At 65.6% G+C, this 11,892-nt stretch carries 12 protein-coding genes and 1 riboswitch; of the genes, 7 read left to right on the forward strand and 5 right to left on the reverse strand.

Going from position 1 to position 11,892, the window contains the following annotated elements; genetic code table 11:
- Positions 1-34 precede the first annotated feature (34 nt).
- On the forward strand, positions 35-940 hold the full coding sequence (locus tag G3574_RS09575) for an AEC family transporter (RefSeq protein WP_163962405.1): 906 nt from the start codon (positions 35-37) through the stop codon (positions 938-940).
- 77 nt (positions 941-1,017) lie between these two features.
- On the opposite strand, the gene metF is transcribed toward G3574_RS09575, so the two are convergent.
- From metF to metK, 5 genes are all read right to left on the reverse strand, one after another.
- Positions 1,018-1,848, reverse strand: a complete 831-nt coding sequence (gene metF, locus G3574_RS09580; RefSeq protein WP_163962407.1) for a methylenetetrahydrofolate reductase [NAD(P)H] — start codon at positions 1,846-1,848, stop codon at positions 1,018-1,020.
- Positions 1,845-2,189, reverse strand: coding sequence for a phage holin family protein (locus tag G3574_RS09585; protein ID WP_163962409.1), 345 nt, complete (start codon positions 2,187-2,189; stop codon positions 1,845-1,847). Before G3574_RS09585 ends, metF begins: the two co-directional genes overlap by 4 nt.
- Before the next feature lie 82 nt (positions 2,190-2,271).
- A complete protein-coding gene (ahcY, locus tag G3574_RS09590) occupies positions 2,272-3,693 on the reverse strand; it encodes an adenosylhomocysteinase (RefSeq protein ID WP_163962411.1) in 1,422 nt (473 codons plus the stop codon).
- Between the two features lie 29 nt (positions 3,694-3,722).
- A riboswitch (S-adenosyl-L-homocysteine riboswitch) is annotated at positions 3,723-3,797 on the reverse strand.
- A gap of 72 nt (positions 3,798-3,869) precedes the next feature.
- Positions 3,870-4,805 (reverse strand): M14 family zinc carboxypeptidase, encoded by a 936-nt coding sequence (locus G3574_RS09595; protein WP_235953251.1) that lies wholly within the window; start codon positions 4,803-4,805, stop codon positions 3,870-3,872.
- A 43-nt stretch (positions 4,806-4,848) separates the two neighbouring features.
- Positions 4,849-6,027 carry a methionine adenosyltransferase gene (metK, locus tag G3574_RS09600; protein WP_163962415.1) on the reverse strand — a complete coding sequence of 393 codons (1,179 nt, stop codon included), beginning with the start codon at positions 6,025-6,027 and terminating at the stop codon, positions 4,849-4,851.
- Positions 6,028-6,250: 223 nt separating this feature from the next.
- Here metK and G3574_RS09605 point away from each other — a divergent pair, with 223 nt between their 5' ends.
- The 6 genes from G3574_RS09605 (at position 6,251) to G3574_RS09630 (ending at position 11,891) form a co-directional block, all read left to right on the forward strand.
- Positions 6,251-7,117, forward strand: coding sequence for a lysophospholipid acyltransferase family protein (locus tag G3574_RS09605; protein ID WP_268958873.1), 867 nt, complete (start codon positions 6,251-6,253; stop codon positions 7,115-7,117).
- Positions 7,114-7,977 carry an LpxL/LpxP family acyltransferase gene (locus tag G3574_RS09610; protein WP_163962418.1) on the forward strand — a complete coding sequence of 288 codons (864 nt, stop codon included), beginning with the start codon at positions 7,114-7,116 and terminating at the stop codon, positions 7,975-7,977. The genes G3574_RS09605 and G3574_RS09610 overlap by 4 nt, the downstream gene beginning before the upstream one ends.
- Positions 7,978-8,015: 38 nt before the next feature.
- Entirely contained in the window at positions 8,016-8,864 is an 849-nt protein-coding gene (dapF, locus tag G3574_RS09615) for a diaminopimelate epimerase (protein ID WP_163962420.1), read from the forward strand.
- Positions 8,865-8,978: 114 nt separating this feature from the next.
- Positions 8,979-9,650, forward strand: coding sequence for a DUF484 family protein (locus G3574_RS09620; RefSeq protein ID WP_163962423.1), 672 nt, complete (start codon positions 8,979-8,981; stop codon positions 9,648-9,650).
- A gap of 8 nt (positions 9,651-9,658) precedes the next feature.
- Positions 9,659-10,633, forward strand: coding sequence for a tyrosine recombinase XerC (locus G3574_RS09625; protein WP_163962425.1), 975 nt, complete (start codon positions 9,659-9,661; stop codon positions 10,631-10,633).
- A 55-nt stretch (positions 10,634-10,688) separates the two neighbouring features.
- On the forward strand, positions 10,689-11,891 hold the full coding sequence (locus G3574_RS09630; RefSeq protein ID WP_163962427.1) for a class I SAM-dependent rRNA methyltransferase: 1,203 nt from the start codon (positions 10,689-10,691) through the stop codon (positions 11,889-11,891).
- Position 11,892: the final 1 nt, after the last annotated feature.

The raw sequence follows: 11,892 nt of genomic DNA on the forward strand, positions 1-11,892 counted from the left end.
CAATGGTCGCCGCCCGTCCGCCTGAAAGCTTTCCATGCAAGTGTTTGAACGCATCCTCGGTATCATCCTTCCCGTCTTCATCATCATCGCCCTCGGCTACGTCTACGGCCGCGTCCGCGGCAAGTCCGTCAAGCCGGACATGATCTCGGTGAACAAGGTGAGCATGGATGTGCTGTGCCCGCTGCTCGTCTTTACCGCGCTGGCGGCGAAGGAATTCGATCTCGTCCAGAATGGCATGCTGATCGTGGCAGGCATCCTCATCTCCCTCGGTTCCGGCCTGATCGCCTGGCCGGTCGCGCGCATGCTGGGTTACGATCCGCGCAGCTTCGTGCCGCCCATGATGTATAACAATTGCGGCAACATGGGCCTGCCGCTGGCCGTGCTGGCCTTCGGCCCCACCGGGCTCTCCGCCGCAGTCGCCCTGTTCATGGCGAGCAACCTGATTTATTTTTCGGTGGGGATCAAGCTCATCGAGAGCGGACGCAACCAGCACACGCCGGTGTGGCGGTTCCTGCTCAGCCCGATGATGATCGCCATGGCCATCGGCATGGTCTTCGCCATCTTCCACATCGTCCTGCCGGTGCCGCTGATGCAGGCCTTGAAGATGCTGGGCGATGCCTGCATTCCCATCATGCTTTTCTCGCTCGGCGTGCGCATGCTCGACGTCAACCTCAAGAGCTGGCACATCGGACTCGTGGGCGCGGTGGTGTGCCCGCTGGCCGGGCTGGTCGTGGCCTGGCTGCTCGACCTGGCGCTGACGCTGTCCCCCGATCAGCGCGGACAGATGTACCTGTTTGCGTCGCTGCCGCCGGCGGTGTTCTGCTTCATGATCGCCGAGCGGTACAAGCAGGAGCCGGACAAGGTGGCGTCGATCGTGTTGCTGGGGAACCTGGCGGCGCTGGGGTTCGTGCCGCTGGGGTTGTGGATGGGGTTGCGGTGAGTGGACTCCCATTTCGGTGTTAAGGGCTCCCTCCCCTTCAAGGGGAGGGAACCTTGCTGGGAAACGAGACCTCCCCTTTAACCCCCAAGCCTCCGGCAAATCTCCACCGTCGCTGCCGCCTGATTCAACGTATAAAAATGCAGCCCCGGCGCCCCACCGGAGATCAATCTCTCGCAAAGCGCCGTCACCACGTCGAGCCCGAAGGCCTTGATCGACGCCGTATCGTCACCGAAGCTGGCAAGCTTGAGCCGGATCCACCGCGGGATTTCCGCGCCGCACATGTCGGAAAACCGCATGAGCTGGGAATAATTTGTGATAGGCATGACGCCGGCAACGATGGGCACATTGGCACCGGCGCGCGCGGCATCGTCGACGAAACGGAAATACGCGTCGGCGTTGTAGAAGTATTGCGTGATGGCGGCGTCCGCGCCGGCATTCACCTTGCGCACGAAGCTGGCGAGGTCATCCTGCGGCGACCGCGCCTGCGGATGCGTCTCGGGATAGGCCGCGACTTCGACGTGGAACCAGTCACCGGTCTCGGCGCGGATGAACTCCACGAGTTCGTTGGCATAGCGGATTTCGCCAAAGGCGCCGTAGCCGCTGGGCAGGTCGCCGCGCAGGGCGACCAGGCGCTTGATGCCGTTCTCCTTGTACTCCTGGAGAATGGCGCGCAGGCTGTCGCGGGAACTGCCGATGCAGGACAGGTGGGGCGCGGCGTCGTGGCCTTCGCCCTTGATGTCGAGCACGGTTTCGAGCGTGCCCTTCTGGGTCGATCCGCCCGCGCCGAAGGTCACGGAAAAATACTTCGGCTGCAGCGCGGCGAGCTTGCCGCGTGCAACGCGGAGCTTTTCCACGCCTTCCGGCGTTTTGGGCGGAAAGAACTCGATGCTGACGTTAGGAAGAGTCATTCTTTCTTGAGGATGAGTGCGGACAATGCCCAGGAAATCACGCTGTACAGCAGCGCCGCGAGGATGGCGCTGCCGAAGCTGGCGACGTAGAAGCCGCTGACGAAGTTCGCCACGACCCAGAACATCAATCCATTGATGACGAAGATGAAGAGCCCGAGCGTGAGCAGCGTGACCGGCAGGGTAAGCAGCAGCAAAATGGGCCGGATCAGGGTGTTGACCAGGCCCAGCACCAGCGCGGCGATGAGCGCCGACGTGAAGTCCTGCACCGCGACCGTGGACAGCAGATAGGGCAGCGCGAACAGGGTCGCGGCATTGATCAGCCAGGTGACGAGCAGACGCATGGTGCCTCCTTGCAGAAGTTAGGAACCGCCTTACGGGTACTGCGCCGGGAGCGCGGCGGAACCGGTCCGCCGCGCGCGTTCATCAATAACGGTAGTGATCGGCCTTATACGGGCCTTCCTTCTTCACGCCGATGTAGCCGGCCTGCTCATCGCTCAGCACGGTGAGCTGGGCATTGAGCTTCTTGAGCTGCAGGCGGGCGACCTTTTCATCGAGGTGCTTGGGCAGGGTGTACACGCCGACCGGATAGGCCTGGGTATTGGTGTACAGCTCGATCTGGGCGATGGTCTGGTTGGCGAAGGACGAGCTCATCACGTAGGACGGATGGCCGGTGGCGCAGCCGAGGTTCACCAGGCGGCCTTCGGCCAGCAGGATGATGCGCTTGCCGTCGGGGAAGATCACGTGGTCGACCTGGGGCTTGATGTTTTCCCAGGTGTAGCCGCGCAGCGCCGCGACTTCGATCTCGTTGTCGAAGTGGCCGATGTTGCACACGATGGCCTGGTCCTTCATGCGCTTCATGTGCTCGTGGGTGATCACATGGTAGTTGCCGGTGGCGGTGACGAAGATGTCGCCATGCTCGGCGGCGTAGTCCATGGTGACGACGCGGTAGCCTTCCATCGCGGCCTGCAGGGCGCAGATCGGGTCGATCTCGGTGACCCACACTTGCGCGGACAGGGCGCGCAGGGCCTGGGCGGAACCCTTGCCCACGTCGCCGTAGCCGGCCACCACGGCGACCTTGCCGGCAACCATCACGTCGGTGGCGCGCTTGATGCCGTCGACCAGCGATTCGCGGCAGCCGTAGAGGTTGTCGAACTTGGACTTGGTGACCGAGTCGTTGACGTTGATGGCCGGGAAGGCCAGCTTGCCTTCCTTGTGCATCTGGTACAGGCGGTGAACGCCGGTGGTGGTTTCCTCGGTCACGCCCTTGATCTGGGCGAGGCGGGTGGAATACCAGGTCGGGTCGGTGGCGAGCTTGGCCTTGATGGACTTGAACAGGCAGACGGCTTCCTCGGAATCGGGATTGGCCAGCACGCCGATGTCCTTCTCGGCGCGGGCGCCGAGGTGCAGCAGCAGGGTAGCGTCGCCGCCGTCGTCGAGGATCATGTTGGAGTAGCCGCCGTCGGTCCACTCGAAGATGCGGTGGGTGAAGTCCCAGTATTCGTCGAGCGACTCGCCCTTGAAGGCGAAGACCGGCGTGCCGCTGGCGGCGATGGCCGCGGCCGCGTGGTCCTGGGTAGAGTAGATGTTGCAGGAGGCCCAGCGGACCTTGGCGCCCAGCGCTTCGAGCGTCTGGATCAGCACCGCGGTCTGGATGGTCATGTGCAGCGAACCGGTGATGCGCGCGCCCTTGAGCGGCTGCGCGACCGCGAATTCCTCGCGGATGGCCATCAGGCCGGGCATTTCGGTTTCGGCGATCTTGATTTCCTTGCGGCCCCAGTCAGCGAGGCTGAGGTCGGCAACGAAAAAGTCTTGGGTGGAATTGGTGTTCGAGATAACGGCGCTCATCACGCCCTCCTTTCCGGAAAAAAGAAAAAAGTTCGTGAGCGCCGTTGCAAAGAATCCAAGCCTGACACGATGGCGGGCACCGTGCTGCAACGCTCCTTGGAGTCCGGGAATTATACCTGAGCTTTTGCGGGAATCAGCATGCAGTGCGGCAGGCGGATCCGCCCTGGCCGGCTATCTCAGCGCAGCGCCGTCCGCTGGATGGCGGCCGGCGGCTTGCCGGTGGACACGTTCTTTTCCATCCAGCCGAGCATGTCGGCCCAGATGCGCCGGACTTCCTCGGCGGGAGGCATGGCGAGGGAGTTCGGCAGCTCGATGGTGATCACCGGAACGTTCTTGTTGGCACCGCCATAATTGCCCAGCGAGCCGGGATAGACGCCGACCCGGTTGAATACTAGGCGGCCGAAGCGCTCTGGCGGATTGGCGGGGCCGTCGAGGTCGAGCACGCCGAAAGGAGCATGCACCGAGACGATGACGTGCGGCCGGAAACGCTCGATTTCCTGGTTCAGCCAGCGCGATTCCGGCTCGGACAGCGGCGATTTGCCGGGATAGCGGCGCGGATCGCGGCCGGTGACCCGCGTCCAGTAGGCCGGTGCGTCCTTCTGCCACCCGGGCGTGGGGAAATTGCGGTTGAGGTCGACGCCGTTGGCATTCACCCGCTGCGGCTTGCCAGCCAGCAAGCCGTCGGGATTGACCACCGGGGCAACGCGCCAGGAAAAGTTTTGCGCTTGCGACGCCCCCATGTTCATGAATTGCATCCACTGGAACACGATGGCGGCAGCCGTCAGCTCGTCCCCATGGATGCCGCCGAGCAGCAGCACGCGCAGCGGCTCCTTCTGGTTTCGTGCCGCGGGGTAGGTCTTGAGGAGCAGCGGGAAACCGTTGCGGGACACGACGCCCGTCGGCTGGAGCTGGAGTTTCTGGCATTGCGCCAGGGATACGCCGGGAAGTCGCGGCGTCAGGCGCTTGCATACGTCGGCCGGGGCGGCCGGCTTCTGGGCCGCGCTGCGCACCGGAATGGCGGCCGCGGGCTGAAGCAGGGCTGGCAGCAAGGCAAGGCCAGCCGCGATGTGAAGGGCGGCACGTCCGGTTCGCGGAATCACAAGCTGAAGCAAGCCTTGCCTGAACCGTTTCATCGCAGCGTGCCGCCCCTCGTTCTTACAGTCCGGCAGCGGCGCGCAGCGCGGCGGCCTTGTCGGTGCGTTCCCAGGTGAACTCCGGCTCTTCCCGGCCGAAGTGCCCGTAGGCGGCGGTCTTGCCGTAGATCGGGCGCAGCAGGTCCAGCATCTGGATGATGCCGCGCGGACGCAGGTCGAACAGCTCGTTGACCAGCGCGGCGATCTTGTCGTCGGGAATGACGCCGGTGCCTTCGGTGTAGACGGTGACGTTCATCGGGCGGGCCACGCCGATCGCGTACGCCACCTGGATCTGGCACTGGCGCGCCAGGCCGGCGGCAACGATGTTCTTGGCGACGTAGCGCGCGGCATAGGCGGCCGAGCGGTCGACCTTGGTGGGATCCTTGCCGGAGAAAGCGCCACCGCCGTGCGGGCAGGCGCCGCCGTAGGTGTCGACGATGATCTTGCGGCCGGTCAGGCCGCAGTCACCCTGCGGGCCGCCGATGACGAAGCGGCCGGTGGGGTTGATCAGGTAATTGGTATTGTTCAGCCATTCCTTGGGCAGCACCGGCTTGATGATTTCCTCGATGACGGCCTCGACGAACTCCGGCTTCATCTTGGAGCCGTCGCTCATCTCGGGGCTGTGCTGGCTGGACAGCACCACGGTGTCGATGGAATGCGGCTTGCCGTCGACGTAGCGCATCGTCACCTGGCTCTTGGCGTCCGGACGCAGGAAAGGCAGGCGGCCGTCCTTGCGCAGCTGGGCCTGGCGCTCGACCAGGCGGTGTGCGTAGTAGATCGGCGCGGGCATGAGCTCGGGCGTCTCGTCGCAGGCGTAGCCGAACATCAGGCCCTGGTCGCCGGCGCCGGTGTTGAGGTAGTCGTCGCTGGCGTGGTCCACGCCCTGGGCGATGTCGTTGCTCTGCTTGTCGTAGGCCACCAGCACGGCGCAGCCCTTGTAGTCGATGCCGTACTCGGTGTTGTCGTAGCCGATGCGCTTGATGGTGTCACGCGCGACCTGGATGTAGTCGACGTGCGCATTGGTGGTGATTTCACCGGCCAGGACGACCAGGCCGGTGTTGGTCAGCGTCTCGGCGGCCACGCGGGAACGCGGGTCCTGGGTGAAGATTGCATCGAGGATTGCATCGGAAATCTGGTCGGCCACCTTGTCGGGGTGACCTTCGGAGACCGATTCCGAGGTGAAGAGAAAGTCGTTTGCCATCGCAAGCTCCAAAACTGATGATTGACCACATGTCGCGGCCATGCGAGCCTGCGACGCTTTAGCGAAATTTGTCGGCCGCCTCGCAAGTTGTCTGATTAACTCGGCGGTGGGAAGCTGCCTGCGCTTTCTCGGTTTTCGTGAAGAAAAACAATCGGCGGGCGATGCGACCCTGGTGTGCTATTTTACGCCTCTGAAAAAAAATCACCAAGCGCGTGTTGTCATCCTGATGCTAGTCAGCCTCTTTCGCCTGTTGTCGTTTTTGCCCTTGCCCGTCCTGCATGCCGCGGGCGCGGCCCTCGGCTGGCTGGTCTACCTGCTCTCCCCTTCCTATCGCCGCCGGCTGAAGGACAACCTGGCGCGCGCCGGCCTGTCCCACGTGCTGCCGGCCGCCGTCCAGGAAGCGGGAAAGAACGTGCTGGAACTGCCCTTCATCTGGTGCGCGCCGCAGGAGCGGGTGCTGGCCGCGGTCACCATCGAGGACGATGCGCTGGTGAAGGAAGCCTTGGCCGCCGGCCGCGGCATCGTTTTCCTGACGCCGCATCTCGGCTGCTTCGAGGTCACCGCGCAAACCATGGCGGCCCGGATGCCGCTGACGGTGCTCTACCGCCCGCCGCGCAAGGCCATCCTCAAGCCGCTGGTCGAAGGCGCCCGCGCCCGCCCCAACCTGCACCTCGCGCCGGCCAACCTGAGCGGCGTGCGCATGCTTCTCAAGGCGCTCAAGGGCGGCGGCCTGATCGGCCTGCTGCCGGACCAGGTGCCGCAGAACGGCGAAGGCGTTTGGGCCGGCTTCTTCGGCAAGCCCGCCTATACCATGACCCTGCCGGGCAAGCTGCACGGCATGACCGGCGCGCCCATCCTGCTGACCTATGCCGAGCGCCTGCCGCGCGGCCGGGGCTTCGTGATGCGCTTCGTGCGCTTCGAGGAAAACCTGGGCGAGACGCCGGAACAACAGGCGCGCGCCATCAACCGCGCCATGGAAAAACTGGTAGCGCGCTGCCCGGCGCAGTATTTCTGGAGCTATAACCGCTATAAGGTGCCGGCGGGCGTCACGCCGCCGGGCGAGCCAATGCCGGGCGGGGATGCGTCATGAGGCTGCTGCTGGCGATCATGTGGCTGCTGCACTGGCTGCCGCTGCCGGTGCTCGGCCGCATCGGCGAAGTCATCGGCGCGCTGCTGTTCCGGATGGTGGGCTCGCGGCGACGCATTACGCTGACCAATCTCCGCCTCTGCCTGCCGGAGCTGTCCGACGACGAGCGCCTCGGCATCGCGCGCGCGCATTTCCAGGCCTATGCCCGCAGCATCCTCGAACGGGGCGTGCTGTGGTGGGCATCCGAAGCGCGCCTGAAAGGCCTGCTGGTCGTTGAGCCGGGCGTGCCGCTGGAGCAGATCGCCGCCGGGCCGACCATCCTGCTGTGTCCGCATTTCGTCTGCCTCGACGTGGCCGGCGTGGCGGTCATGCTCGAAAGCTCGCTGTGCTCGATCTACACCCGGCAGCGCAACCAGGCCTTCGACCAGGCGCTGCGCCGCGGCCGCTCGCGTTTCCGCGAGGTCAAGCTGTTCTCGCGGGCCGACGGCGTCAAGCCCATCCTGCGCGCGATGCGGGAGAAGCTGCCTTACTTCATGCTGCCCGACATGGATTTCGGCGCGAAGGACGCGGAATTCGTGCCCTTCTTCGGCATTCCCGCCGCCACGCTGACCGCGCCGGCGCGCATCGCCTCGGCCACCGGCGCGAAGATCATCCCCGTGGTCGCCACCTTCCTGCCGGACTACCGCGGCTGGCGGGTGCGCTTCTATCCGGCCTGGGAAGACTATCCGGGCGACGACGTCGCCGCGGCCACGCGGCGCATGAATGCCTTCATCGAGAAACGCGTGCGGGAAGCGCCGGCGGAATACTTCTGGGCGCACAAGCGCTTCAAGACCCGGCCGCCGGGCAAGCCGGGCGTGTATTGACCGCAGGCGTTACAATCGATTCAACAGGATCGGAATCCATGAAACTCAAGTTCACCAAAATGCACGGCGCGGGCAACGATTTCGTCGTCATCGACGCCATCAGCCAGCGCATCGCCTTCACCCCCGAGCAGTGGAAGCAGCTCGCCGACCGTCGCTTCGGCGTGGGCGCGGACCAGATGCTGGTGGTGGAAAAGTCGCCGACGCCGGGCGTGGATTTCCGTTATCGCATCTACAACGCCGACGGCGGCGAGGTGGAGCAATGCGGCAACGGCTCGCGCGCCTTCGTCAAGTTCGTGGTCGACAAGGGCCTGACCGACAAGCGCGCGATCAAGGTGGAAACCATGTCGGGCGTGATCGAACCGCGCCTGGAAGACGACGGCAACATCACCGTCGACATGGGCCCGGCCATCCTCGAACCCGCGCGCGTGCCCTTCGACGCGCAAGGCTTGCAGGGTAAACCGGAAGGTGACGATACGCTGTGGCCGCTGGACGTGAACGGGAAGACGACCTGGATCTCGGTGGTGTCCATGGGCAACCCGCATGCGGTGCAGGTGGTGGACGACGCCGACGCCGCGCCGGTCGAGGCGGACGGCCCGGCGATCGAATCGCATCCGCGCTTCCCGCGGCGCGTCAATGCCGGCTTCATGCAGGTAATGGACCGCAGCCACGTGCGCCTGCGGGTATACGAGCGCGGCGCGGGCGAGACCCTGGCCTGCGGCACGGGCGCCTGCGCCGCGGTCGTTGCCGGCATCCGGCGCGGCCTGCTCGACTCGCCGGTGCGGGTCTCGACGCGTGGCGGCGAACTGTCCATCGCCTGGCAGCCCGAGCAATCTGTACTGCTGACCGGGCCGGCGGTCACGGTGTTCGAAGGCGAAATCGAACTCTGACGTTGCAGGCGCGCCGCAAGCGGCTTGCGCGCCCCGGTTGTCGGTTACAATCGCCGCTGCATCCTCCGGTTCCCTCCCTCCGGGGCGGGAACTTACTCCGATACTTTCTGCGCCATGACACTCCAAGTCGATTCCCAAGCCATCGCCGATTACCTGGCCGACAATCCGCATTTTTTCGAAGAACACAGCGAGCTGCTGTCCCGCATCAAGCTCACCAGCCCGCTCGCCGGGCGCACGGTATCGCTGCAGGAACGCCAGATGGAAGTGTTGCGCGAAAAGATCAAGGGCATGGAGATGCGCCTGTCCGAGCTGATGCGCATCGGCCAGGAAAACGACGCCATCACCGACAAGTTCCAGCTCTGGACCCGCGCCCTGCTGCTGGCCCGCAATGACGTGGACCTGCCGCACACGCTGGTCAACGGCCTGCAGACCATCTTCAACGTTCCGCACGCCACGCTGCGCCTGTGGAACGTCGGCGAAGCGTTCTCGCACACCTGGTTCGCGGCAGCCGTGTCGGAAGACGCGCGCCTGTTCACCAACGGCCTGACGGTGCCTTACTGCGGCACCAACCAGGAATTCGAGGCGGCCGGCTGGTTCGAGGACGCGGAATCGGTGCATTCCGTCGCCATGCTGCCCCTGCGGGTCGGCGCCGCGCCGGAAGCCTTCGGCCTGCTGGTGCTGGGTTCGCCCGATCCGCAGCGCTTCAGCGCGGACATGGCCACCGACTTCCTGCAAAAGATCGCCCAGACCGCCAGCGCCGCGCTGGCCTGCCTGCTGGACGCCTGAGCGTTTCCATGTCCACCGCGCCGGAACTGGCCGCGCAGGTCGGCGCCTATCTCGAGGTGCTGGAACGGCATCGCAAGCTGTCTTCCCATACCGTGGACAATTACCGGCGCGACCTGGCCGAGCTCGTCGAACTCGCCGGCAAGCTGCCGGGCGCACCGGGCTTTTCCGACGTCAGCCATGCCCATGTGCGGCGCTTCGCCTCGCAACTGCATGCCAAGGGACTCAACCCGCGCTCGATCGCGCGCAAGCTGTCCGCCTGGCGCGGCTTCTTCGGGTGGCTGTCGGAGTCGGCGCAGCTCGCCGCCAATCCGGTCGACGGCGTGAAGGCGCCCAAGCGCAGCAAGCCGCTGCCCAAGGCCTTGTCCGCCGACGACGCGGTGCGCCTCGTGGCCGAGACGCCGCAATCGAGGGCCGGGGCCGGAGCGGGGGCCGACCAGCAATGCAACCGGGCCATGTTCGAACTGCTCTATTCGAGCGGCCTGCGCGTCTCCGAGCTGGTGGCACTGGACGTGCATTTCGTCCGCGAGGACGGTCATGTCTCGGCGGGCTGGATCGATTTCGACGAGCACGAGGTCCATGTGACCGGCAAGGGCGGCAGGCAGCGCAAGGTTCCCGTCGGCAAGCCGGCGATGGAAGCGGTACGCGCCTGGCTCGCCATTCGTCCCACGCTGGTCAAGCTCGATCCGCATCCGCTTTTCCTGACCAGCCGCGGCACGCGCATGACGCCGCGCCTGGTGCAACTGCGCATCAAGGCGCACGCGCTGGCGCTGGGCATCCCTGCCAACGTGCATCCGCACGTGATGCGGCATTCCTTCGCCTCGCACGTGCTGCAATCCTCGGGCGACCTGCGGGCGGTGCAGGAAATGCTCGGCCACGCATCGATCGCCGCCACCCAGATCTATACATCCCTCGATTTCCAGCGCCTGGCGCAGGTCTACGACGCGGCCCACCCGCGGGCGAAGAAGAGCAGCAAGCCCGAGTAGAGAGTCGCGCGGGCTTTTGCTGAACCGCCGTGCGGGAGCGGCTACAATCCCGCCTATGCTTACCATCACACTCAAGCCGGGCAAGGAAAAAAGCCTCCTGCGGCGCCATCCCTGGGTCTTTCCCACCGCCATCGACCGCATCGAGGGCAAGCCCGAAGAAAAGAACAAGGCCGGCGCGACCGCGCTGGTGCAATCCGCGAGCGGCCAGTTCCTGGCGCGCGCCGCCTACAGCCCGCAGTCGCAGATCCGTGCGCGGGTCTGGACCTTCAGCGAGAAGGAGCCAGTCGACCATGCCCTGATCAAGCGCCGGATCCGCCAGGCGCTGGCCTGGCGCCGCGCCAGCGTGCGCGACACCGATGCGCTCCGCCTCATCTTCGGCGAGGCCGACGGCTTTCCCGGGCTGGTGGTGGACTGGTATGCCGGCACGGAGGGTTACCTCGTCTGCCAGTTCCAGTCGGCCGGCGTGGAAGCCTGGAAAGTCCCCATCGTGCAGGCGCTGATCGCCGAGACCGGCTGCCCGAACGTCTATGAACGCTCCGACGCGTCGGTGCGCGAACGCGAGGGCTTGCCCCTGGTGACCGGCGTGCTCGCCGGCAAGGAACCCGGCGACGCGACCCACGTGACCGAGAACGGCGTGCGCTATGCGGTCGACATCAAGGCCGGGCACAAGACCGGCTTCTACATCGACCAGCGCGACAACCGCCGCCTGGTGATGGAACAGGCCGCCGGCCGCGACGTGCTCAACTGCTTCTGCTACACCGGCGGCTTTTCGCTGGCCGCGCTCAAGGGCGGCGCCAGCAGCGTGCTCTCGGTGGATTCTTCGGGCGAAGCGCTCGACATCGGCCGCCGCAACGTCGAGCTCAATGGTTTCGACGCGGCAAGGGCGCAATGGCAGGATGCCGACGTTTTCAAGCTGCTGCGCGCGTTGCGCGAGGAAGGACGAAGCTTCGACCTGATCGTGCTCGACCCGCCGAAGTTCGCCGCCTCGCCCGGCCAGGTGGAACGCGCGGCGCGCGCCTACAAGGACATCAACCTCCTCGGCTTCCAGCTGCTGCGCGAGGGCGGGCTGCTGTTCACCTATTCCTGCTCGGGCGCCATCAGCGCCGACCTGTTCCAGAAGATCGTCGCCGGCGCGGCCAACGATGCCAAGGTGGACGCGCGCATCCTGCGCCGGCTGTCGGCCGGGGCCGACCATCCGATGACGACCAGCTTTCCCGAAGGGGAATATCTGAAGGGACTGATGCTGGGCAAACCCTGAG

Origin of the sequence: Noviherbaspirillum galbum, assembly GCF_010974945.1 — a bacterium.
Lineage (GTDB): Bacteria > Pseudomonadota > Gammaproteobacteria > Burkholderiales > Burkholderiaceae_D > Noviherbaspirillum > Noviherbaspirillum galbum.